The sequence below is a fragment of the Pseudomonas sp. BJa3 genome (assembly GCF_026343815.1).
GTDB lineage: Bacteria > Pseudomonadota > Gammaproteobacteria > Pseudomonadales > Pseudomonadaceae > Aquipseudomonas > Aquipseudomonas soli.
Window position 1 is genome coordinate 31,512 of the sequence record NZ_JAOXMC010000029.1, and the last position, 19,585, is coordinate 51,096.

General features: G+C 62.6%; 21 protein-coding genes. 9 read left to right on the forward strand and 12 right to left on the reverse strand.

Annotated elements, in window-relative coordinates; genetic code table 11:
- Positions 1-132: 132 nt before the first annotated feature.
- A complete protein-coding gene (mreB, locus tag OH705_RS25285; protein WP_003255163.1) occupies positions 133-1,170 on the reverse strand; it encodes a rod shape-determining protein MreB in 1,038 nt (345 codons plus the stop codon).
- Between the two features lie 203 nt (positions 1,171-1,373).
- On the opposite strand from mreB, the gene gatC reads away from it, so the two are divergent.
- The 6 genes from gatC (at position 1,374) to OH705_RS25315 (ending at position 6,566) form a co-directional block, all read left to right on the forward strand.
- Positions 1,374-1,661: an Asp-tRNA(Asn)/Glu-tRNA(Gln) amidotransferase subunit GatC gene (gene gatC / locus OH705_RS25290; protein ID WP_023631156.1), complete on the forward strand. Its 288-nt coding sequence runs from the start codon at positions 1,374-1,376 to the stop codon at positions 1,659-1,661.
- Positions 1,662-1,676: 15 nt separating this feature from the next.
- Positions 1,677-3,128: an Asp-tRNA(Asn)/Glu-tRNA(Gln) amidotransferase subunit GatA gene (gene gatA / locus OH705_RS25295; protein WP_094010210.1), complete on the forward strand. Its 1,452-nt coding sequence runs from the start codon at positions 1,677-1,679 to the stop codon at positions 3,126-3,128.
- 11 nt (positions 3,129-3,139) lie between these two features.
- Positions 3,140-4,585 (forward strand): Asp-tRNA(Asn)/Glu-tRNA(Gln) amidotransferase subunit GatB, encoded by a 1,446-nt coding sequence (gene gatB, locus OH705_RS25300; protein WP_094010211.1) that lies wholly within the window; start codon positions 3,140-3,142, stop codon positions 4,583-4,585.
- Positions 4,586-4,689: 104 nt separating this feature from the next.
- Positions 4,690-5,064: a septal ring lytic transglycosylase RlpA family protein gene (locus tag OH705_RS25305; RefSeq protein WP_267303225.1), complete on the forward strand. Its 375-nt coding sequence runs from the start codon at positions 4,690-4,692 to the stop codon at positions 5,062-5,064.
- A gap of 61 nt (positions 5,065-5,125) precedes the next feature.
- Positions 5,126-6,169, forward strand: coding sequence for a calcium/sodium antiporter (locus tag OH705_RS25310; protein ID WP_038707423.1), 1,044 nt, complete (start codon positions 5,126-5,128; stop codon positions 6,167-6,169).
- A gap of 10 nt (positions 6,170-6,179) precedes the next feature.
- The gene (locus OH705_RS25315) at positions 6,180-6,566 is read left to right on the forward strand and encodes a carboxymuconolactone decarboxylase family protein (RefSeq protein ID WP_023629763.1); all 387 of its coding nucleotides are present in this window, start codon (positions 6,180-6,182) and stop codon (positions 6,564-6,566) included.
- Between the two features lie 57 nt (positions 6,567-6,623).
- Here OH705_RS25315 and OH705_RS25320 read toward each other — a convergent pair whose 3' ends face one another.
- The 5 genes from OH705_RS25320 to colR form a co-directional block, all read right to left on the reverse strand.
- On the reverse strand, positions 6,624-6,854 hold the full coding sequence (locus tag OH705_RS25320; RefSeq protein ID WP_267303226.1) for a hypothetical protein: 231 nt from the start codon (positions 6,852-6,854) through the stop codon (positions 6,624-6,626).
- Positions 6,851-7,552, reverse strand: a complete 702-nt coding sequence (locus OH705_RS25325; RefSeq protein ID WP_023629765.1) for a lipopolysaccharide kinase InaA family protein — start codon at positions 7,550-7,552, stop codon at positions 6,851-6,853. Before OH705_RS25325 ends, OH705_RS25320 begins: the two co-directional genes overlap by 4 nt.
- 6 nt (positions 7,553-7,558) lie before the next feature.
- Positions 7,559-8,239 (reverse strand): class I SAM-dependent methyltransferase, encoded by a 681-nt coding sequence (locus OH705_RS25330; RefSeq protein ID WP_267303227.1) that lies wholly within the window; start codon positions 8,237-8,239, stop codon positions 7,559-7,561.
- 107 nt (positions 8,240-8,346) lie between these two features.
- Positions 8,347-9,666: a sensor histidine kinase gene (locus OH705_RS25335; RefSeq protein ID WP_267303228.1), complete on the reverse strand. Its 1,320-nt coding sequence runs from the start codon at positions 9,664-9,666 to the stop codon at positions 8,347-8,349.
- Positions 9,656-10,339: a two-component system response regulator ColR gene (colR, locus tag OH705_RS25340; protein ID WP_023629768.1), complete on the reverse strand. Its 684-nt coding sequence runs from the start codon at positions 10,337-10,339 to the stop codon at positions 9,656-9,658. The genes OH705_RS25335 and colR overlap by 11 nt, the downstream gene beginning before the upstream one ends.
- Positions 10,340-10,518: 179 nt before the next feature.
- Here colR and OH705_RS25345 point away from each other — a divergent pair, with 179 nt between their 5' ends.
- Positions 10,519-11,247: a phosphatase PAP2 family protein gene (locus OH705_RS25345; protein WP_267303229.1), complete on the forward strand. Its 729-nt coding sequence runs from the start codon at positions 10,519-10,521 to the stop codon at positions 11,245-11,247.
- Between the two features lie 82 nt (positions 11,248-11,329).
- Here the strand turns inward: OH705_RS25345 and groL are convergent, their stop codons facing one another.
- From groL to OH705_RS25370, 5 genes are all read right to left on the reverse strand, one after another.
- Positions 11,330-12,970 carry a chaperonin GroEL gene (groL, locus tag OH705_RS25350; protein ID WP_023629770.1) on the reverse strand — a complete coding sequence of 547 codons (1,641 nt, stop codon included), beginning with the start codon at positions 12,968-12,970 and terminating at the stop codon, positions 11,330-11,332.
- Positions 12,971-13,017: 47 nt separating this feature from the next.
- On the reverse strand, positions 13,018-13,311 hold the full coding sequence (locus OH705_RS25355; protein WP_003260750.1) for a co-chaperone GroES: 294 nt from the start codon (positions 13,309-13,311) through the stop codon (positions 13,018-13,020).
- Positions 13,312-13,591: 280 nt separating this feature from the next.
- Positions 13,592-14,053: an FxsA family protein gene (locus OH705_RS25360; protein WP_023629771.1), complete on the reverse strand. Its 462-nt coding sequence runs from the start codon at positions 14,051-14,053 to the stop codon at positions 13,592-13,594.
- A 66-nt stretch (positions 14,054-14,119) separates the two neighbouring features.
- Positions 14,120-14,845, reverse strand: a complete 726-nt coding sequence (locus tag OH705_RS25365; RefSeq protein WP_023629772.1) for a HugZ family protein — start codon at positions 14,843-14,845, stop codon at positions 14,120-14,122.
- A gap of 133 nt (positions 14,846-14,978) precedes the next feature.
- Positions 14,979-15,986, reverse strand: a complete 1,008-nt coding sequence (locus OH705_RS25370; protein WP_023629773.1) for a DUF481 domain-containing protein — start codon at positions 15,984-15,986, stop codon at positions 14,979-14,981.
- A 152-nt stretch (positions 15,987-16,138) separates the two neighbouring features.
- Here OH705_RS25370 and OH705_RS25375 point away from each other — a divergent pair, with 152 nt between their 5' ends.
- Together OH705_RS25375 and OH705_RS25380 are read left to right on the forward strand one after the other, a co-directional pair.
- Positions 16,139-16,492 (forward strand): MGMT family protein, encoded by a 354-nt coding sequence (locus OH705_RS25375; protein WP_038707422.1) that lies wholly within the window; start codon positions 16,139-16,141, stop codon positions 16,490-16,492.
- Positions 16,493-16,536: 44 nt separating this feature from the next.
- Positions 16,537-18,084: an AmpG family muropeptide MFS transporter gene (locus tag OH705_RS25380; RefSeq protein ID WP_023631292.1), complete on the forward strand. Its 1,548-nt coding sequence runs from the start codon at positions 16,537-16,539 to the stop codon at positions 18,082-18,084.
- A gap of 90 nt (positions 18,085-18,174) precedes the next feature.
- Here OH705_RS25380 and OH705_RS25385 read toward each other — a convergent pair whose 3' ends face one another.
- A complete protein-coding gene (locus OH705_RS25385; protein WP_267303230.1) occupies positions 18,175-19,416 on the reverse strand; it encodes an MFS transporter in 1,242 nt (413 codons plus the stop codon).
- Between the last annotated feature and the right edge of the window lie 169 nt (positions 19,417-19,585).

The following is a 19,585-nucleotide window of genomic DNA, read 5'->3' on the forward strand; positions in this document are numbered from 1 at the left end:
TTGGACATGGGGCAATGCACCGGCCTGCTTGCGGTTGACGGAAAAGGCGCCCGGGCGGGCGCCAGCACAGCGCTTACTGGTAGCACTGTGCGTGCCACCTGTAAACCTGGACATACACTACTGCTTCAGCGATCACTCGCTGGAGAGGAGGTCCATGGCGTGCTTGTCCATCATCTCCAGGGCACGGCCACCGCCGCGGGCGACGCAGGTCAGCGGGTCTTCGGCGACGATCACCGGCAGACCGGTTTCCTGGGCAAGCAGCTTGTCCAGGTCGCGCAGCAGCGCGCCACCACCGGTCAGCACCAGGCCGCGCTCGGCGATGTCCGAGGCCAGCTCCGGCGGCGACTGCTCCAGGGCGCTCTTGACCGCCTGGACGATGGTCGCCAGCGATTCTTGCAGCGCCTCGAGCACTTCGTTGGAATTCAGGGTGAAAGCACGCGGCACGCCTTCGGCCAGGTTGCGGCCACGGACGTCGACTTCGCGCACTTCGCCGCCCGGGTAGGCGGTACCGATTTCCTGCTTGATGCGCTCGGCGGTGGATTCGCCGATCAGGCTGCCGTAGTTGCGGCGCACGTATGTGACGATGGCTTCGTCGAAGCGGTCGCCGCCGACGCGCACGGATTCGGCGTAGACCACGCCGTTGAGCGAGATCAGGGCGATCTCGGTGGTACCGCCACCGATATCGACGACCATCGAGCCGCGGGCCTCTTCGACCGGCAGGCCGGCACCGATGGCGGCGGCCATGGGTTCTTCGATCAGGAATACTTCACGGGCACCGGCACCGAGGGCCGATTCACGGATGGCGCGGCGCTCGACCTGGGTCGACTTGCACGGCACGCAGATCAGCACACGAGGGCTGGGCTGCAGGAAGCTGTTCTCATGCACCTTGTTGATGAAGTACTGCAGCATCTTTTCGCAAACGCTGAAGTCGGCGATCACGCCGTCCTTCATCGGACGAATGGCAGCAATGTTGCCGGGGGTGCGGCCCAGCATGCGCTTGGCTTCGGTACCGACTGCGACGACGCTTTTCTGGTTGCCGTGGGTACGGATAGCAACAACCGAGGGCTCATTCAGGACGATACCGCGCTCACGCACGTAGATAAGGGTGTTGGCAGTACCCAGGTCGATGGACAGATCGCTGGAAAACATGCCACGCAGTTTCTTGAACATGGGAAAGTGACCCTGGGGAAAGCGTGGGTAAAAAAGTGCGGCAAACTCTAGCAATGGCAGGGATTTTGGGCAAGGAGCCAATATGTTAAATTGGTTGTTTTTCCGAGCATGCCTGCCGATGTTCGCGGCCCTTTGACCGCCAGAATGCCGGCATGTTCCTCATCTGCGGACCCATTCCGTTTTTCGTTTCCCTGGAGATCCCCATGGCGCTTCAACGCTCCGACGTGGAAAAGATCGCCCATCTGGCCCGCCTGGGCCTGAATGAAGGCGAATTGCCACGCATCACCGATGCCTTGAACAGTATTCTCGGGCTGGTCGACCAGATGCAAGCCGTCGACACCTCTGGCATCGAGCCCCTCGCCCACCCGCTGGAAGCCACCCAGCGCCTGCGCCCCGACCAGGTCACCGAAAGCAACCAGCGCGACCGCTACCAGGCCGTCGCCCCGTCGACCGAAAACGGTCTGTACCTGGTTCCGAAAGTCATCGATTAAGGGATAGCGCCTGCCATGCATCAACTCACTCTGGCCGAAATCGCCCGCGGTCTCGCCGACAAGTCGTTCTCCTCGGAAGAACTGACCGGTGCCCTGCTGTCGCGCATCAAGCAGCTCGACCCGCAGCTCAACAGCTTCATCACCGTCACCCAAGCACAGGCCCTGGACCAGGCGCGCGCCGCCGACGCCCGCCGTGCCTCTGGTGAGACCGGCGCGCTGCTCGGTGCGCCGATCGCCCACAAGGACCTGTTCTGCACCAACGGCGTGCGCACCAGCTGCGGCTCGAAGATGCTCGACAGCTTCACCGCCCCGTACGACGCCACCGTGGTCGCCAAGCTGGCCGAAGCCGGCATGGTCACCCTGGGCAAGACCAACATGGACGAATTCGCCATGGGCTCGGCCAACGAGTCCAGCCACTACGGCGCGGTGAAGAACCCGTGGAACCTCGAGCACGTGCCCGGCGGTTCCTCCGGCGGCTCGGCCGCCGCCGTGGCCGCGCGCCTGCTGCCGGCCACCACCGGTACCGACACTGGTGGTTCGATCCGCCAGCCGGCAGCCTTCACCAACCTGACCGGCCTCAAGCCGACCTATGGCCGCGTATCGCGCTGGGGCATGATCGCCTACGCCTCGAGCCTCGACCAGGGCGGCCCGCTGGCCCGTACCGCCGAAGACTGCGCCCTGCTGCTGCAGGGCATGGCCGGCTTCGACGCCAAGGACTCTACCTCGGTCGACGAGCCGGTACCGGACTTCAGCGCCAACCTGAACGCCTCGCTGCAAGGCCTGCGCATCGGCCTGCCGAAGGAATACTTCGGCGCCGGCCTCGACCCGCGCATCGCCGACCTGGTTCAGGCCAGCGTCAAGGAGCTGGAAAAGCTCGGCGCGGTGGTCAAGGAAATCAGCCTGCCGAACATGCAGCATGCCATCCCGGCGTACTACGTGATCGCCCCGGCGGAAGCCTCCTCCAACCTGTCGCGCTTCGACGGCGTGCGCTTCGGTCATCGCTGTGAAGATCCGAAAGATCTGACCGACCTGTACAAACGCTCCCGTGGCGAAGGCTTCGGCGCGGAAGTGCAACGCCGCATCATGGTCGGCACCTACGCCCTGTCGGCCGGCTACTACGACGCCTACTACGTCAAGGCGCAACAGATCCGCCGCCTGATCAAGAACGACTTCATGGCCGCGTTCGCCGACGTCGACGTGATCCTCGGCCCGACCACGCCGAACCCGGCCTGGAAACTTGGCGCCAAGAGCAGCGATCCGGTCGCCGCCTACCTCGAAGACGTCTACACCATCACCGCCAACCTGGCCGGCCTGCCGGGCCTGTCGATGCCAGCCGGCTTCGTCGACGGCCTGCCGGTGGGCGTGCAACTGCTGGCCCCGTACTTCCAGGAAGGCCGCCTGCTCAACATCGCGCACCGTTACCAGCAAGTCACCGACTGGCACACCCGCGCCCCCAACGGCTTCTGAGGAGTTCACACATGCAATGGGAAGTTGTGATCGGGCTGGAGATTCATACCCAGCTCGCCACCCAGTCGAAGATCTTCTCCGGCAGCGCCACCACCTTCGGCTCCGAGCCGAACACCCAGGCCAGCCTGGTCGACCTGGGGATGCCTGGCGTGCTGCCGGTGCTCAACCAGGAGGCCGTGCGCATGGCGTGCATGTTTGGCCTGGCGATCGATGCCGAGATCGGGCCGCGCAACGTGTTCGCGCGCAAGAACTACTTCTACCCCGACCTGCCCAAGGGCTACCAGATCAGCCAGATGGACCTGCCGATCGTCGGCAAGGGCCACCTGGACATCGCCCTGGAAGACGGCACCATCAAGCGCATCGGCGTGACCCGCGCGCACCTTGAAGAAGATGCCGGCAAGAGCCTGCACGAAGACTTCAACGGCGCCACCGGCATCGACCTGAACCGCGCCGGCACCCCGCTGCTGGAGATCGTCTCCGAACCGGACATGCGCAGCGCCAAGGAAGCCGTGGCCTACGTCAAGGCCATCCACGCCCTGGTGCGCTACCTGGGCATCTGCGATGGCAACATGGCCGAAGGTTCGCTGCGCTGCGACTGCAACGTGTCGATCCGGCCGAAGGGCCAGACCGAGTTCGGCACCCGCTGCGAGATCAAGAACGTCAACTCGTTCCGCTTCATCGAACGTGCGATCAACAGCGAGATCCAGCGCCAGATCGACCTGATCGAGGACGGCGGCAAGGTGGTGCAGGAAACCCGCCTGTACGACCCGAACAAGGACGAGACCCGCTCCATGCGCAGCAAGGAGGAAGCCAACGACTACCGTTACTTCCCCGACCCGGACCTGCTGCCGGTGGTCATCGAGCCAGGCTTCCTCGACAGCGTGCGCGCCGCCCTGCCGGAGCTGCCACCACAAAAGGTCGAGCGCTTCCAGAGCCAGTACGGCCTGTCGGCCTATGACGCCAACGTGCTGGCCTCCAGCCGCGAGCAGGCAGACTACTTCGAACAGGTGGTGAAGATCGGCGGCGATGCCAAGCTGGCCGCCAACTGGGTGATGGTGGAGCTGGGCAGCCTGCTGAACAAGCTCGGCGTCGAGATTGACCAGTCGCCGGTCAGTGCCGAATACCTCGGCGGCATGCTGTTGCGCATCCGTGACAACACCATCAGCGGCAAGATCGCCAAGACCGTGTTCGAGGCCATGGCCGCGGGCGAAGGCGATGCCGACAGCATCATCGAAAGCCGCGGCCTCAAGCAGGTCACCGATACCGGCGCGATCGACAAGATGCTCGACGAGATGCTCGCCGCCAACGCCGAACAGGTCGAACAATACCGCGCCGCCGATGAAGCCAAGCGCGGCAAGATGTTCGGCTTTTTCGTCGGCCAGGCGATGAAAGCGTCGAAAGGCAAGGCCAACCCGGGGCAAGTGAACCAATTGCTCAAGGCCAAGCTCGAAGGGTGACCCCAATCGCGGTGCAAGTCGCATCGGCGCACCGCCGTTCCCACGATCTGTCGTGGGAGCGGGCTTGCACCGCGATCGTCTGCGGCAACACCGGAGTGTCCGACTTGCTAAAACGATCCCTCACCACCCTCACCCTCTTCTCCGTCCTGGCCGGCTGCGCCAGCCACGACATCGACCCCCGCGGTTACAACGAAACCGGCACCGCCTCCTATTACGGTTCACGCCACCATGGCAAACGCACTGCCAGCGGCGAGCCCTTCAACCAGTATGGCCTCACCGCCGCCCACCGCAGCCTGCCCTTTGGCAGCCGTGTGCTGGTCACCAACCTGGCCAACCAGCGCAGCGTTGTGGTACGCATCAACGACCGTGGCCCGCACACCCGCGGCCGGCTGATCGACCTTTCACGCGCCGCCGCAGAAAAAATCGACATGCTCCGTAGCGGAACCGCGCGAGTCCGGGTACAAGGTCTGAGCGATTGACCTGACTGGAGCCCTCGCCATTTTCGACCTGGCCACCCTCCCCGCCTTCAGCCTGCTGCAACTGGGCCTGGGCCTGCTGCTGATGATCTTTGGTGCCGAGCTACTGGTACGCGCCGCTCTGCGCCTGGCCAGCCGCCTGCACGTGCGCCCTCTGATCATCGGCCTGAGCCTGGTCGCCTTCGGCAGTACGGCGCCACAGCTGACCGTGAGCCTGCAAGCCGCCTACCAGGGCGCGCCGGATGTCGCTGTGGGCAGCGTCGTGGGCAGCAACATCTTCAACGTGCTGGTGATCCTGGGCCTTGCCGCACTGATCATTCCGCTGCGTGTGTCACGCCAGCTGGTGCGCCTGGATATCCCATTGATGATCCTCGCCAGCGCCCTGGTATACCTGCTCGCGCTCAACGGTGAACTGGGGCGGCTCGAAGGCGGCCTGCTACTGCTCGGGTTGACCGGTTACCTGGCCATGCTCTGGCATCAGTCGCGCCACTACGCCCGCACCTACCCGGCGCCATGCACCAAGCACGCCAGCCCGCTGCGCTTCTGGAGCGGGGCACTGCTGCAGATTCTCCTGGGGCTGGGGCTGCTGAGCCTGGCGGGTTACCTGGTACTGGAGGCAGCCGTCGAGGTGGCGACCGACCTGGGCCTGTCCGAACGCATCATCGGCCTGACCGTGGTTGCGGTATGCACCTCGCTGCCGGAACTGGCCGCCGCGCTGATCGCGGCCCTGCGTGGCGAACGGGAGATCGCCGTGGGCACGGTGATCGGCAGCAACCTATTCAACCTGCTGGCGGTGCTGGGGCTGACGGCAGTGACCGCACCCGCTCCCTTGTCGATTTCACCCAATGCACTGGACTTCGACCTGCCGGTGATGCTCGGCGTCGCCGCGCTGTGCCTGCCAGTATTCTATTCAGGCTACCGGGTAACCCGCGCCGAAGGCCTGGTATTCCTGTGTCTTTACCTGGCCTACGGCCTGCACGTGGTGACCTTCACCACCGGCCTGCCATTGGCCGGACGCCTCGAACAACTGATGCTGTTCTATGTAATGCCGGTGCTCGGGGTCGTGCTGCTTTACACGACGATCCGCGCCTGGCGCCGCCAACACTAAGGAAAACAACATGGCCGACACGAAACAGACGGGTGAACGTATTCGCCGCCAGGTGATGGGCGATGCGTTCGTCGATCGCGCCCTGGGCAACGCAACGGCGTTCACCCAACCGCTGCAGGACTTCGTCAACGAACATGCATGGGGCAGCGTCTGGGCCCGCGACGGGTTGCCGCTGAAGACCCGCAGCCTGATCACCCTGGCCACTCTGACCGCGCTCAAGTGCCCGCAGGAACTCAAGGGCCACGTACGTGGGGCGTTGAACAATGGCTGCACGGTCGAGGAGATTCGCGAGGCGTTGCTGCATTGCGCGGTGTATGCAGGGGTGCCGGCGGCGATCGATGCGTTTCGCGCGGCGCAGGAAGTGATCGACAGCTATCAGGCGAGTACCGCGGATTAAACGGCGAAACGCCAGAGGCTCATGGAGATCCCCTGGCGCCCGTCAAGACGACCTGCCTCAACCAACCGGCCGCAGGCCCTGGCTCATTCCGAACAGAAACAGTAAAAGATCATGATCTGGCTGAGCCTGCGCCTGGTCAGCCTTCACCACACGAGGCAACGGGCACTGCCCACCCTTCCCGGCCTTGCTGAACACCATGGGCCGCGGTTGCTCCCAGGCCGCCGCCGCTGCGGTAGTCACCGCTAACGCCGCAACCAGGAACAAAGCTCGAGCGATTTCTAGTTTCATTGCCCTAAACCTTTGACAGCGCTGCCAAACGCCATTTGGTAAAAGTAGAGCAAGGTTTGCCACTCCGCTTCACTGAACGACGAGTGGCGACGCAATTGACGCAGGTCGTTGTACGCCGCCCGCTGGCAACTGATGCGCCGACGGCATTTCTCCAAATCCAGCAATGCGACCTCCACCCGGGCCTGCTCGCCTTCGCCATATACCTTGACGAACACATGCTTGCCATACAGGCAACCATGCTGCCAATGGCCCAGGTGCATGCGCGCCAGATTGTCGGCCAGGTCCTTGAACATGCGCTCTTGCACTGCCTGTGGGTATCGCTCGCGAGCCCCCGAGGCATGCCAGGTGTCAAGATCGACAAAGCCGTCTAGGGCTTCACTGACCAGCAACGCACGCCACTGGTGATCGGCGTCACGCTCGGCACCTGCATAGACGATACGGGGTACCCGCACGCCCAGTTGCTCGAAACTGTGCAACGCATCAAGTTCGCGCAACACCGTGGGGCGCCCGAAGGGATGCAGAAGGCTGCGGTAGATATGCCCGACCTGGCGTTTCGCATACAGCATGTGGCCGTGGTCATCACTCAGTCGTTGCACGCCGCTCTCGCCGCCACGCCGCTGGTTGGGTTCCTCGACCCATTCCCCTTGCTGCTGCCAGTAAAAATCGAACTGTCTGGATTGATGCTGCGCTACCGCCATGACCCTTTACCCCTTGCGCAATACGTAAACTCGCCACATGGCATAGAACGGCAGAAAGTCGAGACGTTCCTGGATTCTGAAGCCTGCTGAGGAAAACTCTTCTTCCACTGTAGCCGCAGGTAACACAAATCGATTTTGGTAGCTGTCCTGCGCAGCCCGGAGGCTGCGCCGAGCCTCAAGCTTGCGCCGACGCCAAGCTTTGAAATTGCCGTCCACCCACAACGACAAAATCACACTATCGCGGCTAACCCTTTGAAATTCAGAGAGAATTTTCTTTCGATGCGCGGGATCACCTATGTGATGGAACAGGCGCATGCAGAAAATGCTGTCCACCGCGTTGTCCGGCAGATCGATCGCAAAGGCGGAAGTCTGCAAGGGCCGTACCCGCTTGACGATCTCTGGCGGTTGTGCCGCACAGGCTGTCTCAATCATCGCGGCAGAATTATCTGCCCCGATGATGACCCGGTTGGCTTTTTCCGCCAGCAAAGGCCAGAACCGTCCTGCACCACAGGGCAGATCGAGCACCAGCCCCGGCTCGCCGGCAAGCGCCAGGGCTCGTCGTGCCAGTTGTTCGTCGCGCTGGTGGGAAAGGCGCCGAGCCAGGCCATCCTGGTGCTTGAGAAAATACTGACGAGCATGATCCCGGTCGTATTTTTCCGAGAATTCGAGTTTGATGGGGCTACGCATTGGGCATCTCCTGACTCCAGTGCGCCCACCTTATGCAGGCGGACGTTGGCGTCAGGTCATGCCTATGTGAAAAATCCGTAGGAAAAATCAGCAGGTGTTACCGGAAGTTAATCCGGATCCAATATCCCGTCGGATCCCGGCGGCAGTGGGGCTCCCTGGCTCAGGTCGACCCGGAAACGGCAACCATGGGGCAGCGTTGTCGTCAGGGTCACGCGCCAGCCCTGGTCGTCACAGATGCGCTGCACCAGTGAAAGGCCTAGCCCCAACCCTTCGCCCCGACGCTCGTCGCCTCGCACGAAGGGCCGGAACATCGCTTCGCGCTGCTCCTCAGGGATTCCTACCCCACTATCTTCCACGCTGAAGCCATTGGCCTCCAGGCTGAGACGGATATAACCGCTATCGGTGTAGTGGGCGGCATTGCGCAACAGGTTGCCCATCACCGACTGCAGGAATGTAGCGTTGTACAGCACCGGGCTGGCGCTTACCCGGCCGTCGTAATACAGCGCCAGTCCCTTCTGTTCGATGGTGTCGCGCCAAACGCCGATCAAGTCATCACCTACCTCGCGCAGCGACGCCCGTGAGGCCACAGCGCCCTCGTCTCGCTGCGCCCTGGCGAGCATCAGGAAAGTCTTGACCAATTCGCGCATCTCCTCGGTCGCCCGGACGATACGCTCGACATGGCTGCGAGCACGGGGTTCGAGATTGGGGTTTTCCATCAACAGCTCGCACGAAGTGGCCAGGACCATCAGCGGCGTTCGCAGCTCGTGGCTGACATCACTGGTGAACAAGCGCTCACGGGTCAACGCATCACGCAGGCGGCCCAGGGTATCGTCGAAAGCGACGGCCAACTGGCCGACCTCGTCCGCCGCATAATCCGGTGCCAATGGCGGCGCCAATCCCAGCAACTGGTCACGGTGGCGGACCTGGCGCGCCAGACGGATCACCGGTGCCATCACACGTCGCGCCAGCAGCCAGCCGAGAATCACCGCAAGGGCCAGGCTGAGCACGAAACCGACCACGACAACGGCGAACAACACTCGCTCGCGCTCTTCGAAGTCGCTCTGATCCTGCAGCAGCACATAACGTCGGCCGTCAACGATCTCGACCATCGCGTGGTACGAGAGCTGATCACGAAATACCTCGTGAAAACCTGCATCCAGGTGACGCAGGTCCTTGGGTAGTTCGAAATCGTCGCGCCCGCCGCTGAAGTAGAACAACTGGTCGGGGCGCGGCCGGTGGCTCCAGTCGCTGACGCTGTCCATGCGCAGCAAGCGTTGCAGGTCGCCACCGAGCACCGAAGAGATCAACCGCTCTTCAACCAGGTGCACTGTGGCGACAATGCCGAAGGCAAAGGCCCCGGCCACCAGCGCGCTCATCAGCGCAAAGGCGATGATGATGCGCTGGGCAAGGCTCTGCTTAAACTCCATCACGGCCCTCGGCGAGGCGATAGCCGACGCCATGGACGGTATGTAGCAACGGTTTTTCGAAAGGCTTGTCAATCACCTGGCGCAGCTGGTGCACGTGGCTGCGCAGGCTGTCGCTGTCGGGGCAGTCATCGCCCCACAAGGCTTCTTCCAGTACTTCGCGGCGCAGTACATGGGGGCTCTTCTGCATGAGTACGGCCAGCAGTTTCAGACCGACAGGGTTGAGCTTGAGCAGACGGCCCTGGCGGGTCACCTCGAGGGTGTCGAGGTCGTAGGTCAGGTCAACCACCTGCAAGGTGCGCCGGCCGCCCCCCTGGGCACGGCGCAGCACTGCCTCGATGCGCGCGGCCAGCTCCGACAAAGCAAACGGCTTGAGCAGGTAGTCGTCTGCGCCCGAGCGGAAGCCTTGCAGGCGGTCGTCCAGCTGGTCGCGGGCGGTGAGCATGATCACCGGGGTGTCGCGGCGGGCATCCTCGCGCAGACGTTTGCACAGCGTGTAACCGTCGATGCCCGGCAGCATGATGTCGAGCACAATCAGGTCGTAGTGTTCGGTCGCGGCCAGGTGCAGGCCAGACAGGCCATCCTGGGCACAGTCGACGGTGTAGCCCTTCATGCCGAGGTAGTCGGCCAGGTTGGCCAGAATATCGCGGTTGTCTTCAACCAAAAGAATGCGCATCAAGATCTCCTTTGCGGCGCTTCGCCGGGCGCGGCAGGCGCAGCTTACGGCCATTGCGCGCATGGTGCCATGCCCTGAAGCTAAAACACCGGCCTTGACAGTTTTTTCACCGATCATTCACGGACACAGGATAGCGGCCCGAGGACAATGCACCGTCTCGTCCACCCTCTGGAGTCACCATGCAGGCTAGCGTCTCCCCTCGTCCGATCAACCCATGGCTTTACCTGGGCATCCCGTTTATCACTGTCGTGACCCTTGTTTTGCTGGAATGGACTTCGCTGGACATGGACCTTGCCAACCTGTTCTACGAACCGACCGCCGGCGGATTCATTGGCCGCCACAGCTATCTGCTGGAAAACATCCTGCATGACCGCGTCAAGCAGGGTGTGATCCTGTTCGGTCTGCTGGCATTGACCGGGTTCGCCCTGAGCTTCTTCTGGAACCGAGTGGCGGGCTGGCGCCGCGAGCTAGGCTGCCTGGTACTGGCGCTGGCGCTGTCGACGGCCTTCGTCACGCCACTTAAGAAGGTTACCCAGGTACAGTGCCCCTGGAGCTTGACGCAGTTCGGTGGCAAGGAGACCTACAGCAAGTTGCTCGAAGCCCGTCCGGCCACCGACAAGCCTGGCCTGTGCTGGCCCGGTGGGCATGCGGCGACCGGGTTCTGCCTGTTCGGCCAGTTCTTCATGCTGCGTGACCGCAAGCCACGTCTGGCCCGGGTCGCGCTGGCAGTGGCCTTCGTCGCCGGGTCGGTGCTGTCGATCGGGCGGATGATGCAGGGCGCGCATTTCCTGTCACACAACGTGTGGACAGCGGTGTTCTGCTGGCTGATCGGGCTGGGGTCGTACTACCTGATTCTGTATCGCCACGCGACGACCAAGCTACCTGCTGTCGAGCGCAGCGCAGCCTGATCCCTGGCAGGGACAAGGAAAACGAAGAAGCCCCGGTTCTCACGAACCGGGGCTTCTTCTTGGTACCGGGGGTAAGGCTGGCTTACATCATGCCGCCCATGCCACCCATGCCACCCATGTCAGGCATGCCAGCAGCTGGCTTGTCTTCCGGCAGGTCGGCAACCATGGCCTCGGTGGTGATCATCAGACCGCCGATCGAAGCTGCGGCTTGCAGGGCCGAACGGGTGACCTTGGCTGGGTCCAGGATGCCCATCTCGATCATGTCGCCGTACTCGCCGGTAGCGGCGTTGTAACCGTAGTTGCCCGAACCTTGCTTGACCTTGTCAGCGACAACACTTGGCTCGTCGCCGGCGTTGGCAGTGATCTGGCGAAGCGGCGCTTCGACTGCGCGACGCAGCAGGGCAATACCGACGTTCTGGTCTTCGTTGTCACCTTTGAGGTCAACGATGGCCGCCAGGGCGCGAACCAGGGCAACACCGCCGCCAGGCACCACGCCTTCTTCAACGGCTGCACGGGTAGCGTGCAGGGCGTCTTCAACGCGAGCCTTCTTCTCTTTCATCTCGACTTCGGTGCCTGCACCGACCTTGATCACGGCAACACCGCCAGCCAGCTTGGCCAGACGCTCTTGCAACTTCTCACGGTCGTAGTCCGAGGTAGTGTCGGCAACCTGGGCACGGATCTGGGTAACGCGCGCCTGGATGTCGGACTCTTCGCCAGCACCGTCGATGATGGTGGTGTTTTCCTTGGAAAGGATGACGCGCTTGGCGTTACCCAGGTGCTCCAGGGTGGCGGTTTCCAGGGACAGGCCGATCTCTTCGGAAATCACGGTGCCGCCAGTCAGGACAGCGATGTCCTGCAGCATTGCCTTGCGGCGATCGCCGAAGCCTGGTGCCTTGACTGCGGCGACCTTGACGATGCCACGCATGTTGTTGACCACCAGGGTAGCCAGGGCCTCACCCTCGACGTCCTCGGCAACGATCAGCAGCGGACGACCGGCTTTGGCTACAGCTTCCAGTACCGGCAGCAGCTCACGGATATTGGAGATCTTTTTGTCGACCAGCAGCAGCAGCGCGCCTTCAAGCTCAGCCACCATGGTATCCGGCTTGTTGACGAAGTACGGCGACAGGTAGCCACGGTCGAACTGCATGCCTTCGACGACAGACAGTTCGTTTTCCAGGCCCGAGCCTTCCTCAACGGTGATCACGCCTTCTTTACCGACTTTTTCCATGGCTTCGGCGATGATTTCACCGATGGAGTTGTCGGAGTTGGCGGAGATGGTACCTACCTGGGCGATGGCCTTGGAGTCGGCGCATGGCTTGGACAGGTTCTTCAGCTCGGCGACAACGGCAGCGGTGGCCTTGTCGATGCCGCGCTTGAGGTCCATCGGGTTCATGCCGGCAGCGACGGCCTTCAGGCCTTCGTTGACGATGGCCTGGGCCAGAACGGTGGCGGTGGTGGTGCCGTCACCGGCAGCGTCATTGGCCTTGGAAGCAACTTCCTTGACCAACTGGGCGCCCATGTTCTCGAAGGCGTCTTTCAGCTCGATTTCTTTGGCGACGGAAACACCGTCCTTGGTGATGGTCGGCGCGCCGAAGCTCTTGGCCAGAACCACGTTACGGCCTTTCGGGCCCAGGGTCGCTTTTACCGCGTCAGCCAGAACGTTGACACCAACCAGCATTTTCTTACGAGCGGAATCGCCGAATTTTACGTCTTTAGCAGCCATGATCGTTTAATCCTTGGAATTCTTTGGAGTAACGGGAAGTCGGGGAATCAGCCTTCGATGACGGCGAGGATTTCGTTCTCGGCCATGACCAGCAGGTCTTCGCCATCGACTTTCACGGTGTTGCTGCCCGAGTAAGGGCCGAAAACCACTTTGTCACCCACTTTCACGGCCAGCGCACGTACTTCGCCGTTGTCCAGGATGCGACCGGTACCTACCGCAACGACTTCACCGCGGTTTGGTTTTTCAGCGGCCGAACCCGGCAGGACGATACCGCCAGCGGTTTTCGATTCTTCTTCGCTGCGACGGATGACGACGCGGTCATGCAGAGGACGAAGTTTCATTGTCGATCTCTCCCAAATTGTGGTTTTCATCGGCCGGTGCCAGCACCGGCGGGTTGATTCGATCCGGCGTTGCCGGGGATGGCCCGCAAATGGCGAACCACCTGTGTCATGTCTGGTGTTGCCACCAGAAACCTTGCGGTGACCACATACATGAGGCCGCCAAAATCGATTACAAGGCTTGAGAGGAAAAATTTTCAGCCCCCCATCGCAAAAGCGGGCCTGCCTCGCGACAGCTTCAGCCATCGCGGGGCAAGCCCGCTCCTGCAACACACCCTGGGTATTATTTATCGCGTCGCTCGTACTCGCCCTCGATCACATTCGGACGATGCCCGCCATCGCGGGGCTGGGCCTGGAGCGGATCGTCCTGGAACGCCCGCTGGCGCAGGGCCTGCTCTTCGGCGCGGCGACGCAGCCGACCGACCACCAGGCGTCGAGTGAACGGCAGCAGGCACAGCAGGCCCAGCAAGTCACTGATGAAGCCCGGCAGCAGCAACAGGCCACCACCGACGGTGAGCATCAAGCCCTGGAACATGTCCTCGGCTGGCAGTTCGCCGCGCTGCAGGCTCTCCCGGGCACGCAGGGCGGTGGCCAGGCCAGCAACGCGCATCACCAGCACCCCGAGGGCGGAACCGGCGATGATCAGCAGCAGCGCCGGGAAGAAACCGATTGCCGCACTGACCTTGACGAAGACGAACAGCTCCAGCACGGGGAAAAGCAGTAACAGCAATAGAAAAGCACGCATCAAGGGTTCCTCGACGGAAGAGAATCTTCCTGTAAGACCATCAGATGGATGCCTCGACGCAGGTTTTCAACCCTCGCCTTGCGACGAACCGGGCCATACATCCGCACGAGCCAGCGAAACCAAGGCCTCGCGAACTTGTGTCGGGGTGTTGCAAGTAGTGGGGAAAGGCAACCAGTAGATGCCCTGGCCTATACGCAAGTGCATGCCCTCGCTGTCGATACCAACCATGTGTGCCGAACGCGGTAGCCCTGACAGTTTTGCATAGTGGTCAATAGCATTGGCATGGTCGTCATTCATATGCTCGATCATGCTTTGTTCGGCTTGGCCCGCAAAGGGATTGGCCAGCGTCACCTGATCTAGCCAGTGGATCGCGCCGAAACCACCGATGTAGCGGTGGCGTACTGGCTCAAGCACCCAGAAGTCGAAATCGTGAGCCTTATGGTAGTTCGCAGATTCGGGGAAATACCGGTAGTAGCGACTCGCAGCAGCCTCGATAGCGGCATCGTCAGTGAGTTTGCGGGCCTCGGCCATTACCGTCAGCCGCCCGACTGCCTGGACATCCTCGGCGTCGCGCTCACCCACCAACAGCGAGCATTTGGGATCCCGCTGCAGGTTATGGGTATGCTGGGCGATGCGGCTGATGAGGATGAGCGGATGACCGTCGGCGTCGAGGCAATACGGCACCACCGAGCCGAATGGGAACCCTGGCATCGATTTGGAATGCGTGGAGAGGACACCGCGGTATTCCTTGAGCAGCAGTTCCCGGGCGGGGCGAAGGGCGTTGGTACTCACTGGAGAGGCTCCTGAAAAAATCAGCTGCAAGCTATAAGCTACAAGCGACAAGAAAAAGCAAGGCGGCACCGTCCGTTGAGACCGCACACACGACGCTTGCTTGCCGTTTGTAGCTTACTGCTAACGCCTGTTTTTACCAGGTAACGCCGAATCCGGCGGTATAGCGGGTTTTGTCCAGATCGCTGTCGCGGGTGCCCTTGATCAGGTCCTTTTCGGCCTTGAGGTTGAGCGAGGCCCACTCCGTGACTTTGTAACGCAGCCCCATCTCGGCATCCAGCGAGTAGTCGGCGACGCCGCCCAGCGGCTTGCCAAACTCGCCATTGGTGAAAAACTCGACTTTTTTGCCGATCAGGTAGCGGTTGTAGTCCCATTTCACCGCGGCGGAATAGAAATTGTCCTTGCCGCCATCGCGGTACTCGAAGTCCGTGCGGTTGATCAGCGAACCCAGCGAGAACGCGCCGAGTTCGTCGTCCCAGAACTGATAACCCGGGCCGGTACCGACGGTGCGCTGGCGGGCCAGATCCTCGATATGGTCACGCTTGTATTCCAGGCGCCCCTGCCAGAACCACTTCTCGGTGATGAAACGGTCGAGCGCGTACTCGGCGCTCCAGTTATTGGTGGTGGTGACATCGTCCTTGGTCTCGCGGTTGTACTCGCCCTCGGCGTTGTGCCGCCAACGGCCATGACGGGCGGTGGTCTTGAAGCTGACGTCATAGTCGTCGGTGTTGTTCTCGGCGCGCTTGTAGTCCATCGCCACATCGACGTTGCCCTTCCACAGGAAGTCTTCGACCACGGGGCGCGGCTTCATGATCTGCTCGATGCTGGCCAGCTCCACGGTCTTTGGCGCCTCGCCATTGGCCAGAGTCACCTTGCCGGGTTCAGCGGCTTTCAGCGACTTGGCCTTCTCGCCGCTGTACGCATCTTGCTTGACCAGCAGTTCCTGATCGCTTTCCAGCGTCTTCACCTGTTTCCAATCCAAGGCGATCGAACCGCCATAGGGGGTTTCCAGCAGCAGCTTGCCGCCATCGAAGACCTTGATCTTGCCGCTCAGGCGGTCACCGTTCTTCATCCACACGGTGTCAGCGAGCACGGGCGTACAAAGGGATGCAGCGATGAAACACAGCAGGGTTCTAGAAGACATAAGCGCAATATGGGTTCGATTCGACGAAAAAGCCGGGCATTATCCAGATACCGACAACCTGAGCAAGGACAGACCCAGACCATGCCGATGAGTTCCACTCGCATTTGCCGCGACCTTCTGTCCGGTTTCATCTGCAGGACAGGGATCTCCTGATGTGCGCCCTCGATCCAGCTGCGGCGCAAGATGCAGATGCCCGACGAATGGCGCTGTATTCTGTACTCGGCCAGGTACCGGAGGGAAAAGTCGTCAGCTACGGGCAACTGGCCGAGCTTGCAGGCCTTGGCCGCGCGGCGCGGTGGGTGGGGCGCACACTTTCGCAGCTACCGCAGGACACTCGCCTGCCCTGGCACCGGGTGCTGGGCGCGGGTGGCAGGCTGAGCCTGGCCCTGGGCACGCCCTCGGGCGACGAACAACGCGCCCGGCTACGCGCAGAAGGCGTGAATGTGGCTAATAATCGTGTGGATATGGCGCGCCATGGCTGGCGTCCGATGGAGCACAGCGGTTAGAGTGCGCGCTTTGTTTTCGCAAACCTTGAGGCAGATGTTGGCCCATGCCCCGTAAAACCTGGCGCGCTGCGCTCGCTGCCTATGCCAGCCCGTCAACTTTGGTGCTTTTGCTGCTCGGATTCGCCGCCGGCCTACCGTACATGCTGGTGTTCTCGACGCTTTCTGTATGGTTGCGCGAGGCCGGCGTGGCCCGCGAGACTATTGGCTACGCCAGCCTGATCGGCCTCGCCTACGCCTTCAAATGGGTCTGGTCGCCGCTGCTCGACCAGTGGCGCCTGCCACTGCTCGGCGGCATGGGCCGGCGCCGTTCGTGGCTGCTGCTGTCGCAGGTGCTGGTGGTGCTAGGGCTGGTCGGCATGGGCTTCTGCGATCCGCAGAAACACTTGTCGTGGCTTGTCGCCCTGGCAGTGCTGGTGGCCTTCGCCTCGGCCACCCAGGACATCGCCGTCGACGCCTACCGCCTGGAGATTGCCGACGACCAGCGCCAGGCCGCCCTGGCCGCCAGCTACATGGCCGGCTACCGGGTCGCCGCACTGCTGGCCACTGCCGGTGCGCTGTTCTTCGCCGAGTGGTTCGGCTCCACCGGTTTCAGCTACTTGCACGAAGCCTGGACCGGCACCTACGTGCTGTTCGGCGTGCTGATGCTGCCCGCCGTGTTCACCACCCTGGTGATGCGTGAGCCGCCGGTCCCCCTGCGCACCCAGCTGTCGGCCGCGCGCTATGGCTTGATGCACCAGCTGGCGTCGGTGTTCGTACTGATCATCCTGCTGGTCTCGGTGCCGGCAAGTTTCACCCAGATGTTCAACACCGATTGGGGCAGCGTGGCGTTCGGCGACGCGACCATGCTCGACCTGCTGCTCGAAGATCGGGCCTTCCTGCGCCTGATCCTCTATGTGCTGCTGACCTGGGCCTGCCTGTCATCCCTTGGCCGTCGCGGCCTGGCGCCGGTACTCACGCCGGTCAACGACTTCATCGTGCGCTATCGTTGGCAGGCGCTGCTGTTGCTTGGGCTGATCGCCACCTACCGCATGTCCGATACGGTGATGGGCGTGATGGCCAACGTGTTCTACATCGACATGGGCTTCACCAAGGACCAGATTGCCAGCGTCAGCAAGATCTTCGGCCTGATCATGACCCTGGTCGGCGCCGGCGCCGGGGGCCTGCTGATCGTGCGCTTCGGCATCCTGCCGATCCTGTTCATCGGCGGCGCGGCCTCGGCAGCCACCAACATCCTGTTCCTGATGCTGGCCGACATGGGCCCGAACCTGGAAATGCTGGTGGTCACCATCTCGCTGGACAACTTCAGTTCGGGGCTTGCCACCTCGGCCTTCGTCGCCTACCTGTCGAGCCTGACCAACCTGAAGTTCTCGGCCACCCAGTACGCCCTGCTCAGCTCGATCATGCTATTGCTGCCACGCCTGATCGGCGGCTATTCCGGAGTCATGGTGGAAAAGTTCGGCTATCACGACTTCTTCCTGGTCACCGCGCTGCTGGGTGTGCCGACGCTGGTGCTGATCGCGCTGCACTGGCGCCAGGAAGTCGGTCGGGGAAAGCCGGCGCCGGTCGAGAGCCCGGCGGCTGAACAACACTAGGCCTTCACTGGCCTCATCGCGGGGCAAGCCCGCTCCCACGTATTCAGTCTGAGGACTGCGTGGGAGCGGGCCTGCCCCGCGATGTTTCTACTATGTCGCAGTTCCGTCCCCCGAACGCCCGCCTACCACGAACCACAAGGGCCACAGCGCAAGCGCGCCCGCCACGCCCGCAGCCAGGGCAAAGTGCATCAGGCTGGCACCGCCCCCCAGCATCGCCAACACCGCACCGCCCAATCCCAGCAAAGCGATGGTGATCATGCCCAGCATCGCCGACACCAGGCCCTTGCTCTGCTCACTGGAGAACAGCGTCATGCGGTACAGCACCGCGTTGGCCACGCCCAACCCCAAGGCGTACAGCGACATGCCGGAAACCACGCTGGTCACCGTTGGCCAGAGCCAGGTTGCCAGCGCCATCAGCGACAAGCCAGCCAGGTATGGCCACAGAGCGCCACGCACCAAGGCCGGCAGCGGGTAGCGATCGGCGATACGGTTGATGATAAGGTTACCCAGGATCAGCCCGCCGAACACCGGCAATTGCCAAAGCGCGTATTCCATCGTGCTCAGGCCTTCATCATGGATCAGCAGCACAGGTGACAGGCCGATCCAGCCAATAAGAGGCAAACCTACCAGTCCCAGCGCCGCGCTACCGGCCACGAAACGACGATTGCCCAGCAACTGGCCATAACCTGCCAGCAATGGCAGCAGATGAATGGGCGTGAACGGCAGGCACGAGCCGTCGCGGCGCTCCACCCCCAGAGTTTCCGGCATCAGCCGGTAGAGCAGCAGCCAGCACAGCACCGCGCCGCCGGCGAAGGCCACGAACAGCCACCGCCAGTCCAGCCACTGCAGCATCAGGGTGCCCACCAGTGGGCCAAGCAACGGCGACAGCAGCGCGATGTTGGCCAGCAGCGCCATCATGCGCACCGCGTCGGCCTCGCTGAATGCCTCGTTAAGCGCCGGGTAGCTGACTGTGACGACGAAACCCAGGCCGATGCCCTGCAACAGCCGCAGCAGGTTGAACACACCGATATCCTGGGCCCAGAAGGTTGCCAGGCACGCCCCCCCGAAGAACACACAGCCCGCCAGCAACAGCGGGCGCCGGCCATAGCGGTCGGCCAACGGGCCGATCAGCCATTGCAGCAGCACGCCACCCAGCAGGTAGAGGTTGAGGGCATGGGGAATGTATTCGGGGCTGGCCTGGAGATCGCCGACCACGACCGGCATGGCGGGCATGACCGCGTCGCTCGCCAGATAGGTCAATAGTTCGAACAGCGCCAGGGTGAGGCCGAACAGCAGGGCGCGCAGGGGAGTGATATACAGCAGAGGTTTCATGGCGGACATCGGATTGGCAGGCAAGATCAGGGTGTATGCCAGATATGGCAGCGCCTGGCTGTGAACAAGTGTAAAAAACAGGGCCGCGTGGCGCCCCCAACCCCGGGACGCCGCCCCCCCCCCAGGGGGGGGGGGAACGAGGGGGGCGGCCGGGCCGCGGAGGGGGGGG

What these genes read in the sequence shown, in the direction of transcription:
- mreB (WP_003255163.1), bottom strand. Translation starts at nt 1,170, where the DNA reads ATGTTCAAGAAACTGCGTGGCATGTTTTCCAGCGATCTGTCCATCGAC.
- gatC (WP_023631156.1), top strand. Translation starts at nt 1,374, where the DNA reads ATGGCGCTTCAACGCTCCGACGTGGAAAAGATCGCCCATCTGGCCCGC.
- gatA (WP_094010210.1), top strand. Translation starts at nt 1,677, where the DNA reads ATGCATCAACTCACTCTGGCCGAAATCGCCCGCGGTCTCGCCGACAAG.
- gatB (WP_094010211.1), top strand. Translation starts at nt 3,140, where the DNA reads ATGCAATGGGAAGTTGTGATCGGGCTGGAGATTCATACCCAGCTCGCC.
- OH705_RS25315 (WP_023629763.1), top strand. Translation starts at nt 6,180, where the DNA reads ATGGCCGACACGAAACAGACGGGTGAACGTATTCGCCGCCAGGTGATG.
- OH705_RS25320 (WP_267303226.1), bottom strand. Translation starts at nt 6,854, where the DNA reads ATGAAACTAGAAATCGCTCGAGCTTTGTTCCTGGTTGCGGCGTTAGCG.
- OH705_RS25325 (WP_023629765.1), bottom strand. Translation starts at nt 7,552, where the DNA reads ATGGCGGTAGCGCAGCATCAATCCAGACAGTTCGATTTTTACTGGCAG.
- OH705_RS25330 (WP_267303227.1), bottom strand. Translation starts at nt 8,239, where the DNA reads ATGCGTAGCCCCATCAAACTCGAATTCTCGGAAAAATACGACCGGGAT.
- OH705_RS25335 (WP_267303228.1), bottom strand. Translation starts at nt 9,666, where the DNA reads ATGGAGTTTAAGCAGAGCCTTGCCCAGCGCATCATCATCGCCTTTGCG.
- colR (WP_023629768.1), bottom strand. Translation starts at nt 10,339, where the DNA reads ATGCGCATTCTTTTGGTTGAAGACAACCGCGATATTCTGGCCAACCTG.
- OH705_RS25345 (WP_267303229.1), top strand. Translation starts at nt 10,519, where the DNA reads ATGCAGGCTAGCGTCTCCCCTCGTCCGATCAACCCATGGCTTTACCTG.
- groL (WP_023629770.1), bottom strand. Translation starts at nt 12,970, where the DNA reads ATGGCTGCTAAAGACGTAAAATTCGGCGATTCCGCTCGTAAGAAAATG.
- OH705_RS25355 (WP_003260750.1), bottom strand. Translation starts at nt 13,311, where the DNA reads ATGAAACTTCGTCCTCTGCATGACCGCGTCGTCATCCGTCGCAGCGAA.
- OH705_RS25360 (WP_023629771.1), bottom strand. Translation starts at nt 14,053, where the DNA reads ATGCGTGCTTTTCTATTGCTGTTACTGCTTTTCCCCGTGCTGGAGCTG.
- OH705_RS25370 (WP_023629773.1), bottom strand. Translation starts at nt 15,986, where the DNA reads ATGTCTTCTAGAACCCTGCTGTGTTTCATCGCTGCATCCCTTTGTACG.
- OH705_RS25375 (WP_038707422.1), top strand. Translation starts at nt 16,139, where the DNA reads ATGTGCGCCCTCGATCCAGCTGCGGCGCAAGATGCAGATGCCCGACGA.
- OH705_RS25380 (WP_023631292.1), top strand. Translation starts at nt 16,537, where the DNA reads ATGCCCCGTAAAACCTGGCGCGCTGCGCTCGCTGCCTATGCCAGCCCG.
- OH705_RS25385 (WP_267303230.1), bottom strand. Translation starts at nt 19,416, where the DNA reads ATGAAACCTCTGCTGTATATCACTCCCCTGCGCGCCCTGCTGTTCGGC.